The sequence below is a fragment of the Pseudomonas putida genome (assembly GCF_016406145.1).
Taxonomy (GTDB): Bacteria; Pseudomonadota; Gammaproteobacteria; order Pseudomonadales; family Pseudomonadaceae; genus Aquipseudomonas; species Aquipseudomonas putida_E.
In genome coordinates this window covers 723720-743643 of record NZ_CP066306.1, presented here as the reverse complement: position 1 = coordinate 743643, position 19924 = coordinate 723720, and the positions used below count along the sequence as shown (strand labels likewise).

General features: G+C 64.0%; 10 protein-coding genes. All 10 read right to left on the bottom strand.

All coding sequences use genetic code 11. From position 1 onward, the window contains the following. Positions 1–61: 61 nt before the first annotated feature. The gene (locus JET17_RS03380; protein ID WP_012312611.1) at positions 62–9262 is read right to left on the bottom strand and encodes an Ig-like domain-containing protein; all 9201 of its coding nucleotides are present in this window, start codon (positions 9260–9262) and stop codon (positions 62–64) included. Between the two features lie 130 nt (positions 9263–9392). Beyond that, positions 9393–9980, bottom strand: a complete 588-nt coding sequence (locus JET17_RS03375) for a phage tail protein (RefSeq protein WP_012312610.1) — start codon at positions 9978–9980, stop codon at positions 9393–9395. Positions 9981–10035: 55 nt separating this feature from the next. Then, a complete protein-coding gene (locus JET17_RS03370) occupies positions 10036–10506 on the bottom strand; it encodes a GNAT family N-acetyltransferase (protein WP_012312609.1) in 471 nt (156 codons plus the stop codon). 172 nt (positions 10507–10678) lie between these two features. Beyond that, positions 10679–11662: a sulfotransferase family protein gene (locus JET17_RS03365; RefSeq protein WP_012312608.1), complete on the bottom strand. Its 984-nt coding sequence runs from the start codon at positions 11660–11662 to the stop codon at positions 10679–10681. Then, positions 11650–12450 carry an aspartyl/asparaginyl beta-hydroxylase domain-containing protein gene (locus JET17_RS03360; RefSeq protein ID WP_012312607.1) on the bottom strand — a complete coding sequence of 267 codons (801 nt, stop codon included), beginning with the start codon at positions 12448–12450 and terminating at the stop codon, positions 11650–11652. The genes JET17_RS03365 and JET17_RS03360 overlap by 13 nt, the downstream gene beginning before the upstream one ends. Positions 12451–12475: 25 nt before the next feature. Continuing rightward, positions 12476–14569 carry a biotin/lipoyl-binding protein gene (locus JET17_RS03355; protein WP_012312606.1) on the bottom strand — a complete coding sequence of 698 codons (2094 nt, stop codon included), beginning with the start codon at positions 14567–14569 and terminating at the stop codon, positions 12476–12478. Next, positions 14569–15888 (bottom strand): efflux RND transporter periplasmic adaptor subunit, encoded by a 1320-nt coding sequence (locus JET17_RS03350; protein WP_012312605.1) that lies wholly within the window; start codon positions 15886–15888, stop codon positions 14569–14571. Before JET17_RS03350 ends, JET17_RS03355 begins: the two co-directional genes overlap by 1 nt. Further along, on the bottom strand, positions 15885–16631 hold the full coding sequence (locus JET17_RS03345; RefSeq protein ID WP_233100432.1) for an efflux RND transporter periplasmic adaptor subunit: 747 nt from the start codon (positions 16629–16631) through the stop codon (positions 15885–15887). Before JET17_RS03345 ends, JET17_RS03350 begins: the two co-directional genes overlap by 4 nt. A gap of 162 nt (positions 16632–16793) precedes the next feature. Further along, positions 16794–18188 carry a GABA permease gene (gabP, locus tag JET17_RS03340; RefSeq protein WP_012312603.1) on the bottom strand — a complete coding sequence of 465 codons (1395 nt, stop codon included), beginning with the start codon at positions 18186–18188 and terminating at the stop codon, positions 16794–16796. Positions 18189–18551: 363 nt separating this feature from the next. Further along, complete coding sequence (locus tag JET17_RS03335) at positions 18552–19895, bottom strand: MFS transporter (protein ID WP_012312602.1); 1344 nt, start codon at positions 19893–19895, stop codon at positions 18552–18554. Between the last annotated feature and the right edge of the window lie 29 nt (positions 19896–19924).

Here is a 19924-nt window from a genome sequence, read left to right as displayed (position 1 = left end):
CCACCGCCCCCTGGTACTGCTTTTTGATATCCATTGTGTTGTTATCCGCCATGGCTCCGGCTCACGCCTCGGGCATGGGTGCCTTGATCTGCCCAAGCGCCAGGGCCAGTTCCCTGACCTGGCGCTGCTCGCCCTCCTTGAATGCCTGCAACTGCTGCCCCAGCGTCGGCGCACCTGACTGCCCTTCGCCACCCTGGCGCCAGGGTTTGCCACCACTGAGCTCATACTGGCCGCCATCGTCCGGCAGCGTCTTGTCGAAAATATTGGCCAGGCTGCTGGCGCCGAACACGCTGGCATCACCACCGCCGAAGCCGAGGAAACCTGCCCCGGTGCCGTTGCCGATGGCGGAGCCGCCCTGCTGACCTGCGAACACCTGGGCAAGGTAGCTAGGCGCCAGGGCCCCCTCGCGGATAAAGATGCTGCCCAGCGGCGGCAGCCCACCGCCAGCACTGGGCACTTCGAACAACGGTACTGGCAGCAAAGGTGACTGGAACGCCGAGAACGCTGGTGCAGGTGTGCCGGGCAGTGGTAGAGGCTGGCCGGCCAGACTTGGCGGCGCGGCCGGGTAGGCCAGGAACTGCGGGTCACCACCTGTGCTCTGCAGCACACTGCCCTGGCCGACGAAACCACCCTCCAGCCCGTTGCCAGCCATGTCACTGATAGCCGTGCCGCTGGTGTTCAAGGCCAATGCCAGGCTGCCGCTGCCGGCAACCCCGGCGATATTCACCTGCCAGGTACGGCTGTCGAGCTGCACCAGTGATTGCAGGGTGCCGCTGGCGTTGCCGCTCGATACCAGTTGGAAGTCACTCAGATCAACGCCGCGAACCTCTTCACTGAAGGTCACGATGAAGCCCTGGCTACCGCTGCCATTGACAGGCGTCGGCACGATCGACTCGACGCTCGGCAAGCGTGTATCGACGATGATTCCAGCACTGTCGCCAACCGCCCCCAGCCCTGGCTGCAAGGCATTGCCAGCAGCGTCGTGCAAGGTCGCGCCATTGGCTGTCAGCCCCACTACCTGAATGCCGTCGGAATCGTTGTCGCCAGCCTGGATGCGGTACTGAAACACCAGCGTCGGCGTGCCGGAGCCAGCGACGAAATCGGCATACACCGTACGCCCACCCACATCCAGTGCCAGCTGCGGGGCGCCGTCGACAATCACCGCTTCGCTGGTATCGACCACGAAGGTCAGCGTATCGCCGGTGTTGTAGTGCACCCCCACCGGCACGCTGACGCTATTCACCGTGGGGGCGTCATGGTCGATGTTGTACACCGCGCCGGTCAGGCCACCCGTCAGCAGGTTACCGGCCACATCGCTGATCGCAGTGCCAGCGGCCTTCAGGTTCAAACCCAGGGTACCGGTGCCGCTGACACCGCTAGCGGTGATCTCGTAGACACCATCGCTTATCTGGCGCAGGCCACTGAGCGTAGCGCTGGCGGTACCGCTGGCGACCAGGCTGAAGTCGGCCAGGTCAACGCCGTTGACGCGTTCGCTGAAGGTGACGGTGAAGCGTACGCTCTGCGCGTTGCTCGGGGATGGGTCGAGGGTGACGATGCCGACGGCTGCAGGTGCCAGTGTATCGACCAGCACCTTGCTGGTGTCGGCGACGCCATTCAAGGCCAGGTTCATTGCATTACCCTGGGCATCGCTCAGGGTGGCTCCATTGGCCGACAGGCCGGTCACGCGGATGCCGTCGCTGTCATTGTCGCCGGCCTGGACGATGTACTGGAACACCAGCGTCGGCGTGCCAGCACCCGCCATCAACTCGGCGAACACCGTGCGCCCGCCGACTTCCAAGGCCAGGCGTGGCGAACCGGCCACCTGCACTGCTTCACTGGCATTGACCACGAACACCAGCGCATCGCCGGTGTTGTAGGAAACGCCCGCGGGCCCACCGACACTGGTCACGCTAGGGACGCGTGTGTCGATGGCGTAGTTGTTGGAAATGCTGCTACCCACACCGGCGTTGCCAGAGGCCGTGGCAACTACGCCACTGTTGTCCAGAGAAACAAGGTTACTGGTGTCTTCGACATTGCTGGTCGGTGTCAGCGTCGCGGTCCAGGTGATGCCACCGTCCAGGCTGCTCAGATTGGTCAGCACACCATTGGCCGCGCTCATGTCAGCCAAGGTAAAACCGCTGACAGCTTCGCTGAACGTGATGGTCACCAGGCTAGACTCGCCCGCCCGCAACGCGTTGTCGGCCACCACGATGGTTGCGGTAGGGACGATGGTGTCGACCGCGTAGTTGCCCGACGAGGTAGTGCCGCTGCCAGTGTTGCCGGCAAGGTCGGCGATGCCCGTGTTGGCCAGGGTGATGACATTGCTGGTATCGCGCACACCCACGGCCGGGGTGAAGGTGGCTGTCCAGGTGATGCCGCCATCGGCACTGGAAAGCGCGCTCAAGGTGCCATTGGCAACCGTCAGGTCGGCATTGCTCAAGCCCGTCACCGCTTCGCTGAAGGTGATGGTCACCTGGCTGGTTTCGCCCACGGTCAGGTTGCTGTCAGCGACCACGATGGTGGCGGTCGGCCGCTGGCTGTCGATGGCGTAGTTGTTCGAGTCGGTACTGCCGGAACCTGCGTTGCCAGCCAAGTCCGCCACGCCGGTATTGTCCAGGGTGATCAGGTTGCTGGTATCGCTGATACCAGCTGAGGGTGTCAATGTCGCCGTCCAGGTCACGCCGCCGTCGCTGCTGGCGAGCCCGCTGAGGGTACCGTTGGCCACGCTCAGGTCGGCATTGCTGAAGCCGACCACCGCCTCGCTGAAGGTGATGGTCACCAGCGACGTCTCGCCTGCCGCCAGTTGGCTGTCGGCCACCACGATGGTTGCCGTCGGGCGCTGGGTGTCGATGGCGTAGTTGTTCGAATCGGTCGTGCCGACACCGGCGTTGCCGCCCTGGCCGACCACTCCGGTATTGTCCAGGCTGATCAGGTTGGTGGCATCGGTGATATTGCCGGTAGGCGTGAAGGTGGCGGTCCAGGTGATGCCGCCATCGGTACTGGAGACCGTGCTCAGGGTGCCGTTATTCACCGTCAGGTCGGCATTGCTGAAGCCGCTCACCGCCTCGCTGAAGGTGATCGTTACCACGCTGGTTTCGCCAATGCGCAAGGCAGTGTCGGCCACCACGATGGTCGCGGTAGGGACAATAGTGTCGACCGCGTAGTTGCCCGACGAGGTAGTGCCGCTGCCAGTGTTGCCGGCAAGGTCGGCGATGCCCGTGTTGGCCAGGGTGATGACATTGCTGGTATCGCGCACACCCACGGCCGGGGTGAAGGTGGCTGTCCAGGTGATGCCGCCGTCGGCACTGGAAAGCGCGCTCAAGGTGCCATTGGCCACCGTCAGGTCGGCATTGCTCAAGCCCGTCACCGCTTCGCTGAAGGTGATGGTCACCTGGCTGGTTTCGCCCACGGTCAGGTTGCTGTCAGCGACCACGATGGTGGCGGTCGGGCGTTGGCTGTCGATGGCGTAATTGTTCGAGTCGGTGCTACCGGTGCCGGCGTTGCCAGCCGAGTCCATCACGCCGGTATTGTCCAAGGTGATCAGGTTGCTGGTATCGCTGATGCCAACTGTGGGCGTCAGTGTCGCAGTCCAGGTCACGCCGCCGTCAACGCTGGAGAGCGCGCTGAGGGTACCGTTGACCACGGTCAGGTCGGCATTGCTGAAGCCGACCACCGCCTCGCTGAAGGTGATGGTCACCAGCGACGTCTCGCCAATCGCCAGTTGGCTGTCAGCCACCACGATGGTTGCCGTCGGGCGCTGGGTGTCGATGGCGTAGTTGTTCGAATCAGTCGTGCCGACACCGGCGTTGCCGCCCTGGCCGACCACTCCGGTATTGTCCAGGGTGATCAGGTTGGAGGCATCGGTGATATTGCCGGTGGGCGTGAAGGTGGCGGTCCAGGTGATGCCGCCATCGCTGCTGCTCACCGCGCTGAGGGTTCCGTTGGCCACGGTCAGGTCGGCATTGCTGAAGCCGGACACCGCCTCACTGAAGGTAATGGTCACCAGCGACGTCTCACCAAGGCGCAACGCAGTGTCGGCCACCACGATGGTTGCTGTGGGGACGATGGTATCGACCACGTAGTTGCCCGAGGAAGTGATGCCGCTGCCAGCGTTGCCGGCCAGATCGGCCACCCCAGTGTTGCTCAAGGTGATGACGTTGCTGGCATCCTGCACGTTGCTCGACGGCGTGAAGGTGGCCGTCCAGGTGATGCCGCCGTCGCTACTGGTCAGCCCGCTCAGGCTGCCGTTCGGCACCGACAGGTCGGCCAGGGTGAAGCCGGTCACCGCTTCGCTGAAGGTGATGGTCACCGTGGTGGTTTCACCCACGGTCAGCGTCGTGTCGGCCATCAGGATGACCGCGGTCGGCCGCTGGCTGTCGATGGCGTAATTGTTCGAGTCGGTGCTACCGGTGCCGGCGTTGCCAGCCGTGTCCATCACGCCGGTATTGTCCAAGGTGATCAGGTTGCTGGTATCGCTGATGCCAACTGTGGGCGTCAATGTCGCAGTCCAGGTCACGCCGCCGTCACCGCTGGAGAGCGCGCTGAGGGTACCGTTGGCCACGCTCAGGTCGGCATTGCTGAAGCCAACCACCGCCTCGCTGAAGGTGATGGTCACCAGCGATGTCTCGCCTGCCGCCAGTTGGCTGTCGGCCACCACGATGGTTGCCGTAGGGCGCTGAGTGTCGATGGCGTAGTTGTTCGAATCGGTGGTGCCGGAGCCCGCGTTGCCACTGCTCTGGCCCACCACACCGCTGTTGTCGAGGGTGATCAGGTTGGAGGCATCGGTGACATTGCTGGTGGGTGTGAAGGTGGCGGTCCAGGTGATGCCGCCGTCTGCACTGGCAAGCCCGCTCAGGGTGCCGTTGGCCACGGTCAGGTCAGCAGTGGTGAAGCCGGCCACCGCCTCACTGAAGGTAATGGTCACCAGGCTGGTCTCACCGATACGCAGGGCCGAATCGCTCATCACGATCGTCGCCGTGGGTTGCAGGGTGCTGACTGTGTAGTTGCCGGAGGTGGTGGTGCCGCTGCCAATGTTGCCGGCCAGGTCGGCCACCCCGGTGTTGCTCAGAGTGATGACGTTGCTGGCGTCCTGCACGTTGATCGACGGCGTGAAGGTGGCCGTCCAGGTGATGCCGCCGTCGCTGCTGGTCAGCCCGCTCAGGCTGCCATTCGGCACCGACAGGTCGGCCAGGGTGAAGCCGGTCACCGCTTCGCTGAAGGTGATGGTCACCGTGGTGGTTTCACCCACGGTCAGCGTCGTGTCGGCCATCACGATGGCCGCAGTTGGCCGCTGGCTGTCGATGGCGTAGTTGTTCGAGTCGGTACTACCGGTGCCGGCGTTGCCAGCCGTGTCCATCACCCCGGTATTGTCCAAGGTGATCAGGTTGCTGGCATCGGTGACATTGCCGGCGGGCGTGAAGGTGGCGGTCCAGTTGATGTTGTCGCTGGTGCTCAGGCCGCTGAGCGTGCCGTTCTGTACCGTGAAGTCGGCCAGGGTCAGGCCGGTGACGGGTTCGTTGAAAACGATGGTGACGGTGCTGGTTTCGCCAATGGCCAGGCTGCTGTCGGCGACCACGATGGTCGCGGTCGGCCGCACGGTGTCAACAGCGTAATTATTGGAGTCGGTGGTGCCGCTACCGCTATTGCCGGCAGCGTCGGCCACGCCGGCGTTATCCAGGGTGATCAGGTTGGTGGCGTCAGTGACAGTGCTGGCGGGCGTGAAGGTGGCGGTCCAGGTAATGCCGCCATCGCTGCTGCTCACCGCGCTGAGGGTTCCATTGGCCACGGTCAGGTCGGCATTGCTGAAGCCGCTCACCGCCTCGCTGAAGGTGATGGTCACCAGGCTGGTTTCGCCAATGCGCAAGGCGGTGTCCGCGACGACGATTGTCGCTACCGGGCGTTGGGTATCGAGGCTGTAGTTGTTCGAGTTAGTGGTGCCGGAGCCGGCGTTGCCAGCACTGTCAGTCACCCCCGTGTTGTCCAGGGTGATGAGGTTGGTCGCATCGGTAATGTTGCTGGTCGGCGTGAACGTCCCGGTCCAGGTGATGCCGCCATCGCTGCTGCTTATCGCGCTCATAGTACCGTTGGCCACGGTCAGGTCGGCATTGCTCAAGCCGCTCACCGCCTCGCTGAACGTGATCGTCACCAGGCTGGTTTCGCCGATGCGCAAGGCATTGTCGGCGACCACGATAGTGGCGGTGGGGCGCTGCGTGTCGATGCTGTAGCTCGGCGACACTGTGGCGCCACTGCCAGCATTACCCGCCAGGTCAGAGACGCCGGCATTGTTCAGGGTGATCGTCGCACTGGCGACAGTGGTGTTGGCGGAGGGGGTAAAGGTCGCACTCCAAGTGAGGCCACCATCACTGCTGCTCACTGCCGACAACGTACCGCCCATCACCGTGAGGTCAGCATTGCTGAAGCCAGCCACCGCTTCGCTGAAGGTGATGGTCACGTTCGATGTGTCGCCGACTTTCAGTGCGGTGTCACTGAGGCTGATGGTAGCGGTCGGCGGCACCGTCTCGCGGACACTGACCTGCACCGTGGCGGTACTGGAGGTAGCGCCATCGCCGTCGCTGACGGTTACCGAAACTGATCGGCTGGCCTGGCCGATGCCATTGCCGGCATTACCGTTGTCATAAGTGATACTGCGCACCAGCGCCTGTACCGACGCGGCCGTGGCATTGGCGTTGAACGTCACCACCAGGCTGGCGCCGCCGGTGCCGCCGGCTACGGTGCCGATGGCAACCCCGCCGTAACTCACCGTATTGCCGCTGAGGCTGATCTGCCCGGCGCCGTTACCCACGCTGAGGATACCCAAGGTATCTTCCCCGGCTACGCCATTGGCGCTGACCGAGGCCGTTAGGTTGCCACCGCCGAAGTCGGCCGAGTCACTATCGCTGACCGTCGCATTGCCGTTCGCGTCGATCAGTATCGTGCCATTGCCCTGGGTGAATGTAGTGCTGTCGCCGTTGAGGTTGCCGATCACCGGTGCGTTGTTCTGCGCCAGCACGACCACCGCAGCCGTACGCGTAGTGCTGCCCATGTCATCGTTGACGCTGACGGTCACGCTGCGCGTGCCAGTGGTATAGGCAGCCGCCGCGTTGCCATAGGCCACCGATGCGAGGATCGCCCGGTACTGGGCCAGGGTGGCGACACCGCTCAGGGTCAGCACCGCGCTGCCCGAGCCGCTCACAGTAATGCCGAAGCCGGCGGCCGTGGCGATCTGCGCAGCGGTGAGCGAGAGGGTTTCGTTGGCGCCATCAACCACACCGCTCAACGCCAGGGAGGCACCGCTGACCTGAGTGTCGCCGTCAGTCTGGGTGAGGGAGATGTTCGGCACGATCGCCACTGCGGCGCCGCTGAAGTTGACCGTGCTGTCGTTGCTGCCAGTAGTGGTGTCCAGGTCGACCACCGGTGGTGCCGAATACAGTACCTCGTAGGCACCGATATCCACACCGCCACCGCGTGGCCGCTCGAAACCGCGCAGGTCGGTGGCCGGGGCGCCACTGCTGGTGCCCTGGTCGATGGCGTTGCTGGCCGTGGAAGCCAGGCGGTAATCACCCCCGGCAGCATCGACGAAATTGACCGTGGTGCCGATCAGGTTGGTGGTGCTGGTGTAGCTGCTGCCCGTGGCTGCATCGGCGGCAGCACCGTTGACGGTATTGCCGGTGAGGATGGAGTTCTGCACCGTGATCGTGCCGACCTGGCCACTGACCCAGCCAAGGCCGGCGGAGGTGATGCTGCCGCTACCGGTATTGAAGAACACGTTGTTGGCAATGGTGCTGTTGACGATGTTCACCGAGCCGCCCACGTTGCTCAGGACGATCACCGCCCCGCCCGCGACGGTGCCGCTCGCACTGTAGGTGCCGGTGTTGTTGTAGATCGCCACGTTTTCCAACACATGGTTGTTGGCGCCACCCAGGCGCACCAGCGATGACATCGCGGTGCCTCCGACGATACTGGCGCTGTTGTCATGAATGGTGGTGTTGCGCACCACTACCGTCGAGCCGGCAGTAGTCGCCGAGTTGATCACCGCACCGGCGTTGTTCTGGAAGTTCGAATCTTCAACGGTGATCGAGCCACCGTTGGCACGGATCGCGCCACCGGCGAGGTTGCCCGAGAAGTCACGGAAGTCGAGGTTGCGCACCGTCAGCACGCCGCCGCTGTTGCTCTGCAGTCCCGACGCCTCGGTCGCATCACGCACGCCGTTGTTGTTGACGTCGCCACTGAGGATGATGTCGCCTCGGCCGTCGCCATCCACATCACCGTTGATGGTGATGTTGCTGGTGACCAGCAAGGCCGAAGCGGTGGACCAGCGGATGGTCTGGCCACTCAGCGATTGATGGAACACGATGATGTCGCTGCCACTGCCGGCGGCGGAGCCGTTCACCGATGTGTCGGTGTTGGCGGCCTGGATCGCCTCGGCCAGCGAGACAAAGCTATCAACCGCAGTGGACGTGGCATTGGTGTCGGTTACCGTGATGGTCGCCAGCGACGTATTGAACGCCGTCAGGTCACCACGTTGCACACCAACGCCCGTAGCGACCACGCCGGAGACGGTTTCCAGTTCCCAGTCCTCGCCGGTGCGGTTGCCGGTCGAGTCGGAAGACGCGCCTACATCGGCACCGCTCAGCCTTGCCACTTCATCGACGAACAGCTGGCCATCACTGCCTTCGCCGGTGTTGCAGGCGAAAAAGCGGATGTCGCCACCCTCGGCCAGGCTGGCACCGATGCGCGCCAGGTCGGCCTGATGGCTGGCCAACTGGTTGGCCCAGATGGCGTTGCCGGCCAGGTACACATAGCCGCTGTCACCGTGGCTGATGATATCGATGGAAGTGACATCGGTACGGCCGTCGAGGTAATCAGCGATCTGCTTGAAACCGTCCTTGCCGTTCTCCAGCACCACCACCTCGACGCCGGCGGGCAGGCCGGCGATGAGCTTTTGATAGTCACTGACGGCGGAGTCGACGAACACCACTTCGTGGCGCTCGGCAGCCAGGGTAGCCGGCGCCGTAGCGGGTGCGGCCTGCTGCGCGCTTTCATGGCTCGCGCTGCCCTGGGTACTGGACGTATCGCTGGCGGTAGCGGTGTCCTTGCTGGTGGCCGTGGCAGCGGCTACCTCCGCGGCCTGGGCGCCCTGGTCGGCGACCACGGCCACCGAGGCATCGAACATCATGCGGGGTTCCAAGGCCTGAATCAGGCTCGGCCGGCTCATGGAAACGCTGGGGTTTTGGTTCTTCTTGTTTCGCTTCCAGAATGCCATGCCGACCTCATTCAGCCCTTGGGCTGGTTGATCCTGTAACTGCGCCAGGCAAAGGCGCATCCTTGTCGAAAAATCCTGACGCACCGCGGGGAGCCGACATGCTCCCCGCGATGAACTGCACTGCCTTGACTCAGTTACGGCTCGGGAAGATGCCTTCCAGGGCGATGATGAAGTTCATGCCCAGGTAGGGGTTTTGCACAGAAACAGGTAGCGAGGCACCACCCAGGTTAACGCTGGTTTGAGGCACCGTGACGTTGAACGGCTTGAGGCTGGTGTTGGGCACGTCACTGGAATAGATATCCGCCGCCGCCCCTGCCCCCGAACTGTCAAAAGACTTGGCCAGCACGTTGCCAGACGAAGGTGCCGCAGCGTTGGCATCGCCCTCCACCGCCGGTATGGCCACCGAAACGGTCTGGGCAGGGATCACCGCCTGCTGCATCGGCATGTTCGACTGCAACAGCGTGACATCGTTGACACCGCCAGCTTCGCCCTGCACCACATCGGCCAGGCCTGGCCCGGTGCCGAAACCGATTGGCCCGCGACCGCGCAGGTCTGGCAGGGCGAAAGTGGTCTTGCCATCGCCGCCATACGTAGTGCCAAGCAGCGCGAACAAAGCGTTGTTCTGGGCAATGCTCATCAGCTGACCTTGGCAGAATGCCCAACCGCGAGGCGCGAAGTTGCCTGCGAACATCTTGATCTCACCGAGAAACGGATCCATTTGCTGCTCTCCTATGACTACCTGCAAGGCGGACCAGGTGGCCCGCGAAATGGGTTCAGGAACGATGCATCTTCAGGTACAGACCATTGTCCTCGACAACCGCGAAGCCACTGCGCCGATACAGGCGCACTGCCGGGCTGTGCGAAGTGACGTGCAAACCGGCGCTCAGGCCCTGGCGGTCAGCCTGTGCCAGCCACTGGCGCAGCAGACGAGAGCCGATACCCTGTCCCTGCCAGGCGGGCAAAATTGCCATATCAATGATCTGCAGGTGACTGTCGGCCCATTGCAGGGAAGCACGGCCGATACGTTCGTTGGCGGTTTCGATGATCAGAAAGCAGGCGTCGGGGTACTGCGCCTGGTAATGCAAGTGCTGGGCACGCCACTGCTGGTCGAGAAAATGCTCGATCGTTGCCTGGTCCCACGCCAGCGCGGCCATTTCGGCGGCCCGGGTGGTACCGTACAAGGCACGCAGAAACACTTGGTCAGCGTCCGCCACGGGGCGGAGAAGCACTTCAGAGGTCGACATCGGGTCACGCTTCCCTGCTGTAGTTACCCCATGGTGGGGGAGCACTTCCAAGTGGATTGTCCTACACGATGGCGTAGAGCGTAGTCGATTGACGAGGCAAATCGCCACCACTGTGTCGGGCGATTTACACAGTTTCCTCAAACAGGTGTTCGAAGCCTTTTGGCGCCAGTTTTCAGGCGTTATGCAAGCGTATGAATTCCAAGCACTTATAGGGTTCTAGCGCCCATTTACGCACACCTTCAAGTACTTGCTCGCTGGCTTGTGCCCGCTTGCGCTGGCTGTCAGCACTGAAGTTCATGCCTGGTTGCTTGGCATCGAACGCTGCCACTTCACGCAACCTCGGCACATCGCTGGGCATCACCCCGAACACTGGGGCCAGGCGCCCCCAGATGGCCTCAGGCAGTTCACTGTAGTTGACGGCAATGCCGCCGTGTTCCCGGCATAGCTGCAGGCCGGCCTTGAGGATCTCGCCTACCACCCGGCAGGTGTATTGCACCGTGTCCATGCCCTTGCCGCTGCCCAACAAGGTGTCCAGCGCCGAAGCGCCAAGCAGGCCCGGCACCCGGTGCATGCCAGCCTGGCGCAACTGCGAGACAACGATCTCCAGTGGGTCGCGATACAGGAAGACCCTCGGCACTTCGGGGTACAGTTCGGCCAGTAAGGGCGCTTCGAACACGTTCCAGGCATCAAGTTTGATCACCAGCTGGCGCTCATCGCCCTGGCGCCGCTGGCCGTAGGCTGAAAGCAGTGCGCGCACGCCTTCGGCCTGCCAGTCCTTGGCGCCTGGGTCCTGCAGCGATGCCCTCAGCAGGTTGTCCAGGGGTGGCGGCTCGCTGAGAACGATGTTGCGCGCCTGGCTGGCCAACAGTTGTGCGATCAGCGTGGAGCCACATCGCGAGGCATGGAACACCAGCACCGAAGGTTCCAGGCCTGGGCTGCGCACTTGCCAGTCCAACAGTGCCTGCAAGTTGGTGTCGCGGCGCAGGGCCTGGTTGAACGGCAGGCGTAACGCCTGATCGACGTCGTCTCGGAAAAACGGCCTGGTCAGGGGCTGCTGGCCAAACCAGCACCAGTCCAGGCGCCACTCAGCCTTGTCACGCCACAGGCGAATGGGCATCCAGCCGTGAAAACCGCCTGGCGCATTCAGATTCGCCATTGATCGCTCCATGCTTGCTTGCCTTGGCGCATGGCACTCAGCACTTCGGCTTCGGAAAACACCAGGCCCATGGTTGCACCGAGGGCAATGGCCGCGGCCATGAATGCCCGTGGATCGTCCAGCGCCTGCAGCCTGGCTGCCAGTGCAGGGGCATGCGCCACTTGCTCACGAAAGCGCTCGAATGCCTGCACTGCCCGCCCCGGGCTCAATGCCGGGGTTAGTGCCCGCCCCTGTTCGATCAACCCGAGCAGCCAGTTGTCGGCCAAGCAGTCGAGCACCAGGTGGATACGCTCACCGGGGCCGGGGTTGTGCACCCGATGCGCACGTGACAGGTCAACGAACCAGCACTCGCCAGCCTGCATGGGGACCTGCAGGCCGTCGACGATAAATTCAACACCAGGTGGGCTCAGCAGTGGCACATGCAGGCGCAGGCAGCCTCCAGGGCGACCCAGGTCCGGGTCGCGGTGCTCGTGAATCCGCGCGCCCTCGCCCAGGCGCAGCAGACGTGCGGCCTGCAGGGATGCGCGAAATGGCCCCAGCGCGGCCTGCCACGCCGTCTCATGGCGCCACCAGTCCTGCCTCACGGGCGCGCCCCGGCCCGGTGCAAGCGGCACAGGAGCATCCTCGGCACTGACCAGCGCCACACCGCTCCAGTCGCCCTCGTGATAACCGCGGTTGAAATGCGCCTGCCAGGCCCCTGCCTCCACCCGTGCCAAAGCCTGCAGCAATGCCGGCAGGTCCATGGCAAGAGGCAGTCGGGAACATAGCGGCAGCGAGACTTCGCTCATGGCTGCTCCTTGCAGTGAATTCGCACTAGAAACCACTCTCGCGCACTCCCAAGGCCGCCAACCGGCGCCAGGCAGCGCCCAGCAGCGACTCGCGGGCACCCTCGAGCACCACCACCCCACGCAACGGCTGGGCCACATCAGCCACATCCGTCAGCGGGCTCAGGCGCACCCCGTACTGCGCCTGCAGCGGCTGGGCCCGCTGTTGGCCATCGCGGCGCACGGCCACCGGGCCATGCCGGTCAGACGCCAGCGCCTGCAGTTCCAGCGCGGCAACCCCGGTAGCATCCACCTGCTCCACACGCACGGGCAACGCCGCCCGAGCCGGGTCATCGGCAATGAAGCGCCCTTCACTGCCAGCCGCCACGCGCCACAAATCGGCCTCGCCCAAGTAACCACGCAGGCGCACCCCCGGTTCGACGACCCGCCCCAGGGCCTGGCCTGTATTGACCCACTGCCCCGCCTGCAGGTCCCTGGGCATGTCGCGCCACACTCCCGCACCCGGCGCGCGCAATTGCAAGCGTTCACGCTGCGCGGCAAGGCCACGGTACTCGGCCACTGCCTCGGCCAGTTGCTGCTCGAGCACCCCGGCATCGCTGGCGGTAGCGCTGCGCCCGGCCTGACGGCGTAACAGCAACTGCAGAGTTTCTATTTCGCGGCGCACGATCTTCAGGCGCGAATCCAGGTCCGGCGATTCCAGCTCCAGCAGCAACTGCCCCTGAGCGACCGTCTGGCCATCGTGCACCTGCAACTGCTTCACTCGCGCCGCCACAGGTGCATGCAAGGCACTCACCCGCGACGCCTCGAGCATCGCCGGCACCTCCACTGCACCGCGCCAAGGCACGGCCAGCAGCGCCAGCAGCAGCATCAACCCCAGGCCAAGCCCCAGCGCCTTGCGCGGCTGGGCCTGGTCACGGCGCAGCCACCACTGCTGCAGCTCCTTGCATACCGGCAAGCCGATGAACCACACCAGTTCCACCAGCATGAGGAAGATGCCCAGCACCTTGAAGAACAGGTGATACACCGCCAGGGCGATACCAAAGAACAACAGCGCACGCCAGACCCAGGCGCCATAGCCCCATATCAGCAGGCGCTGGCGCATTACCGGTGGCCACGGCTCGGGCATCGTCTCGCCATAGCCGAACAACGCCTCGCGCAAGCGCCACCGGCACAGGGCAAACGCGCGTTGCTGCAGGTTTTCCACGCCTAACAGGTCACTGACCAGAAAGTACCCGTCAAAGCGCATGAACGGGTTGAGGTTGACCAGCAAGGTAGTGATCCACGTGGCACTGGCCAGCATGAACGCTGCGGTGCGTAGCGGCCCATCGGGCAGCAGCGACCAGGCCAGCAGTGCCAACACCGCCAGTACCAGCTCGGCGAATACGCCACCTGCATCTATCAGCAGCCGTGAGCGCCGGTCGCTGACGCGCCAGGCGTCGCTGACATCGGTGTAGAACATCGGCAGCAGTACCATGAACGCCAGCCCCATGCTCTGCACACGACAGCCCGCGCGCTTGGCCATGTAGGCATGGCCGAACTCGTGGCAAAGCTTGGCGAAAGCCAGGGCCAGGCCAAAGGCGAGCATGCCGCCGAGGCTGAACAGGTGCGGGAACGTGGCGATGAAGCGCGACCAGTCACGAATCACCAGGAACAGGCCAAGCACCAGCAGCGCCGGCAGGCCAACGCGCAGCAGCCAGCCACCATGGCGCTCGAGCAGCGGCCAGGTACGGTTGAGGAAGGCATCCGGGCGCCACAGCGGGATGCGGAAGAACAGGTACTGGTGCAACGCTTTGTGCCACAGGCCCTGTTGGCTGGCGGCGGCCTTCACGGCATAGCTCTGGCGCTGCTTGGGATCGTTGGCGCTGAGCAGGTCGTGGTGGCCGAGAAACGCCAGTAGGTCCTCTACCGCCTGAGTATCCAGGGGCAGGCCCGGCTCGGCATTGGCAGCTGCCAGCACCCGTTGCGGCTCACCCAGCGGCCAGTGGCGAAGCAAACGCACCGCAGCCGCGCCGAGCTTGAAATAACGGCCGCGCAACGGGTCGGCCAAGGTCCATTGCGGGGCACCGTCCAACGCCGGTGCCGCTGGCGAGAGCTGCAGGTCCGCACGCAGCGCCGGCAACATTACAGGCCCAGCCCTTGGCGCAGGGCCGCCAGAGGCCGGCGCAGCAGGTAATAGGCCAATGGCGCGCGTTCGCCGTACAGCTTTGCCGTACCGCGCAGGCCGATGCGTGGTGAGGCCTCGACGAAGGTCGCATCCAGCCGGTAGGCAAGCTGCCCGGCGGCGTTGGTTTGCGCCTCGTAGGCAGCACGTTCAAGCTGCGCCACGTGCCGATGCAGTGGGTCACTGTCAAGGAACAGCGCCACCTCGGCCCCCGGCTGCAGGGCGATGGCATCGCCGACCGGCAACTCCAGGCGCAGTTCGGCCTGCACTGGGTCGGCCAGTTGCATCAGCCGCTCGCCGGTCTGCACCGGTTTGCCAGTCCAGCGCTCGGCATCGGCGAACACAGCGATGCCGTCACGTTCGGCGCGGATCTCGCTGCGCGCCAGCAACTGGTGGGCATAGTCGAGTTCGGCGCGTTTCTGTTCGACGCGTGCGGCCAGCAAGTCCAGGCGCGCGCTAGAGTCGGCATCGGTAAAGGCGCGCTGGGCACTGACCTTGAGTTCGGCCTCCGCCACGCCCAAGGTGCGTGCGGCGACATCGGCCTGGGCCTTGAGGGCGGTGGCATCAAAGCGCACCAGCAAATCCCCCGCTGTCACACGCTGGTTGGGTTTGACCAGGAACTCGGCCACCACCCCGTCCAGCGGCGCCGCCACCACCCAGCCACCGCGCGGCACCACCTCGGCCGGCGCCAGCACCGACTGGCGCACCGGCAGCAAAAGCAACAGCAGCGCGGCCGCCAGCACCGCCAGCAAGCGCCGCCGCGGCCAGCGCAGGCGCCACGGGCGCACCGGGTTCAGCGCCTGCCAGGCATGCGCATAAGTTTCCCCCAACTGCACCAGCAAGGCCTGCTCGGCGGCGTTGAACGCCTGCTCGCGGGCCAGCCACAAGCCGCCGAAGGCCTCACCCTTGCGGTCGTGCAATGGCAACCAGAAGGCTTGCCCAGCCGACAACGCCTGCCAGTCGGCGAGTGTCTGGGCATCCAGCACGCTTGGCTCGACCTCGCCGGCCTGCCCGGCGAAACCCGCTGCCTGCAACTTGCCCACGGCACGTTCGACAAACGCCACGAACGGTGCATTGGCTTCCACCACGCTGATGCCTGTCAGCGCCTGCACCTTGCCGGCGATCAGTAACGCGGCATGGCGAAAACCAAACATCGCCTGGCCGTCGTTGACCATGGCATACGCCAGCTGCTCGGTACTGGTGGCCTGGCGCGCCTGGCGCTGCAGCCCCAGAAACAAGGCGAAGGCCCGCTCCGCCGTACCATGGGCAGCGGCGGTCATGGCTGCTGCGCAAAGCTGGCCGTACCGCTCATGCCCGCCAGCAAACCGTGGGTGTCGGTGGGCAGTTCGCCGATCAGCAGCAGCGTCTGGCTGCCTTCATCGATTCGCGCGCCCACACGCTTGACCGTGGCGCCAAGCGGCTGACCGGTTTCATCCGGGGTGAACTGAAAGCTTTGCCCAGGCTTGAGCCTGGCCAGCCAGCGCGAAGGCACCAGCAGCTGGATTTCCAGCGAACGATTGTCCACCACCTCCACCAGCGGTGCGCCGTTGGCGACGCTTTCGTGAGGCTGGGCACGGCGTTGTACCACTCGCCCGTCGAACGGGGCAGTGACCACACAGCGCTTGACCTGCACTTGGTAGACCTGGGCTTCGGCCTGGGCCTGGGCTTGCTTGGCCTCAGCCAGCGATACCTCGAACTGCCCCACCGATTTCAATGCGGCCAGTTGACGGTTGTGGTTGAGCTCTTCGCGGCTTGCGCGCACCGCCGCTTGAGCGGCATTGAGCTGGGCCTGGTAGGCCGAGCAGTCGAAGCGCGCCAGGGTGCTGCCCTTCTTGAAGGCCTCGCCATCAGCATAAGGCATTTCGACGATACGCCCGGCCAGCTCACTGGCCAGCACTGCCTGGTGACGCGCGCGCAACACGCCACGGGCGCTGTGCTCGGCGCCCGTGTTACCGACGCTCGGCGTGTCCAGCAGCGGGTCGCCTGGTGCTTCATTGGCCAGCGCCAGTGGCAGGTGCAACATACTCAAGGCCAAGGCCAGTCGAATCCCACGACACATGTTGCACACTCCCTTGCAAGCTAGGAGACCGGAGTGTACGAAAAAAGTGATGGCACGGATACATCACGCCGAACGGTCCATGGTGGCCGATCAACCCGGCCACCATGGAGGCATCACAGCCGCCGCTCAACCGAGCGAGCGCACCCCCGCCGCCTGTCGCTCATGACCGCGCGCGGTGACGATGCCAAGGAAGGAAATGAAGATCGCCAGGCTCAATGTAGCGGTCACCTCCACCCGGTGCTCGGGCGTATACATCATCACCGCCAGCGCCCCGCCAATGAAAATGATCACCGCCCAGGTCAGCCAAGGGAACAGCCACATGCGGAATTTCAGTTCCGCGTTTTCACGCTCCAGGCGGCGGCGCATGCGCAGCTGGGAGATGGCGATGACCATGTAAACCAGCAGCGCAATGGCGCCGGAGCTGGCCAGCAGGAACTCGAACACACCCTTGGGTGCGAAGTAGTTGAGGATGGCGATGGCCGCGCCGATCAGGGTGCTGCCGAACACGGCAGCGCGTGGCACGCCGACCTTTGAGGTCTTGTTGAGGAAGGCCGGTGCATCACCGCGCTTGGCCAGTGAGTACATCATCCGCGAAGCGATATAGATCGACGAGTTCATGCAGCTGGTCACGGCCACCAGCACCACCAGGTCGACCATGAAGGCGGCATTGGGGATGTTCATGATTTCCAGCGCCCGCTGGTAAGAACCCACCACCGCAAGCTGTGGGTCGTTCCACGGCACGATCGAGATGATCACGAAGATCGACAGGATGTAGAAGGTACTGATGCGCCAGATCACCGAGCGCGTGGCCTTGGCGATGTTACGCGACGGGTCGCTGGATTCGGAGGCGGCAATGGTCACCGCTTCGGTGCCGATGAAGCTGAACATCACGGTGATGAATGCACCAATCACGGCAGACCAGCCGTTGGGCGCAAAGCCGCCGTAGGCGCTCATCAACCCACTCAACCCGCTGACTTCGCGGTTGGGCAACCAGCCCATCAGGGCCGCAAAGCCCAAGCCGATGAAACAAAGGATTGCCGTGACTTTGAGAATGGCGAACCAGAACTCGAACTCACCGTACTTGGCCACGCTGAACAGGTTGGTGCACGCCAGTAGCAGTACGGAAGCGAGGGCGAAGATCCAGCTGTCCACCTGTGGGAACCAGGCGTTGAGCACATGCCCGGCGGCCAGTGCTTCGATCGGGATCACCAGCACCCAGAACCACCAGTACAGCCAGCCGATGGTGTAGCCGGCCCAGCGGCCGATGGCCTGGTCGGCATAGGTGGAGAACGAACCGGTGTCGGGGTGCGCCACGGCCATTTCGCCGAGCATGCGCATGACCAGCACCACCAGGGTCCCGGCCACGAAGTAAGAAACAATGGTGGCTGGCCCGGCTGCCGCGATGGCGTGCCCGGAGCCGACGAAAAGACCGGCGCCGATGATGCCCGCGATGGACAGCATCGTTACATGACGTGGCTTGAAACCTTGTGCAAGGTTGCCATCAGTTCCCACGGTGTTCATTGATGTTGTTCTCTTTTTGCTGACACAAGGAAGGACGGGCAGGCGTAGGCGAAAATATCTCCTTTGGATTCAATGAGTCGACACCTTGCTTGCGCGCTGTTGTTGATCTTTGGCGCGCGTCACAAAGCAGGGCGTCAGTGCGGTTCGGGGTTCATTTAAGCCGGCTGAGGCTGCAGGAAATTACACGAGAACGCCTCGCAACTGTTCGATCACGACAGCGCTTTTCCATAAACGTCAGATGTCGTGGATGGCATGTCCAGACGCGCCTGATGGCCATTTGAGGGTTTTGTTTTTCATCTGGGTATGCGTAACAGGTACAAAAAAGCCCCGGTCTCCCGGGGCCTCTGTTGCTCAGGCGTCTGCCTACGCCTGCCCCGTCCGTTCGAAGCGCCGGGCCAGCAACAGGTAAGCGAAGATCCCCAGCACGCCGTGGGCGGCCACGAACCAAAGTGCGTTGTCGAAGGAGCCGGTGCTGGCCACTACGTAGCCGATCACCAGCGGGGTGACGATGCCGGCAATGTTTCCGATGCCGTTGAACACGCCACCGCACAGGCCGACCATTTTCTTCGGTGCCACATCCGACAGCACCGCCCAACCCACCGCTGCCAGGCCCTTGCCGAAGAATGCCAAGGTCATCAGGGCAATTACCGCCGCGTTGCCATCCACGTAATTGGCCAGCACCAAGGTGGTGGACAACGCCATGCCGATCACGAACGGCGTCTTGCGCGCCCTGGACGGGTGCACGCCACGGCGGATCAGCCAGTCGGACACGAAGCCCCCAAGGATGCCGCCGGTAAAGCCGCAGATCGCCGGCAACGCGGCCACCCAGCCGGCCTCCATGATGGTCATGCCACGGCCCTTGATCAGGTAGATCGGGAACCAGGTGATGAAGAAATAGGTGAGCGCAGTGATGCAGTACTGCCCCAGGTAGACCGCCCACAGGTTGCGGCTGGTGAACAGCTGCGCAAGCTCCGCGCGGGTCGGTTTGCTCTTGGCCGTCTTGCGCTCTTTTTCCAGGTCGACCAGCGCTCCGCCTTCACGCATGTAATCGAACTCTTCACGGCTCAACCCCGGTGCGCTGTGCGGCTCATGGTAAAGGCGGAACCACACCACGCTCAGCAGCAGGCCGAGCACGCCCATCCAGATGAATACCTGCTCCCAGCTCATCGTGTGGGTCATCCACGCCATCAGCGGCGCGAACACCACCACTGCCATGTACTGCGCCGAGTTGAACAGCGCCGATGCGGTACCGCGCTCGCGGGTGGGGAACCAGCAACTGACGATGCGCGAGTTGGCCGGGAATGCCGGTGACTCCACCAGGCCGAGCATGAAACGCATGGAGAACAACGCCACCGCAGCCGACACACCGGCCAGGCCCAGCCAGCCCACTGTGCCTTGCAGCAGGGTGAACAGCGACCAGAGAATCAGGCTGAGGCCATACACGCGGCGTGCACCGAAGCGGTCCAGCAACCAGCCGCCTGGCACCTGGCCGAGGGCGTAGGCCCAGGCGAAGGCAGAGAAGATCATGCCGAGCATGACCGGGTCCAGGTCGAGGTCCTTGAGTACCTCGGTGCCAGTGATCGACAAGGTGGCGCGGTCGGCATAGTTGATGACCGTGATGACAAAGATCAGCGCCAGGACAAGGAAGCGATGGCGGCCGATTGCGGCGACGGCCTGCGGTGCGGCGACGGCGGATTTGCTGTTCATGTGTACCCTCTTGCTTCTCGATGGAAGCG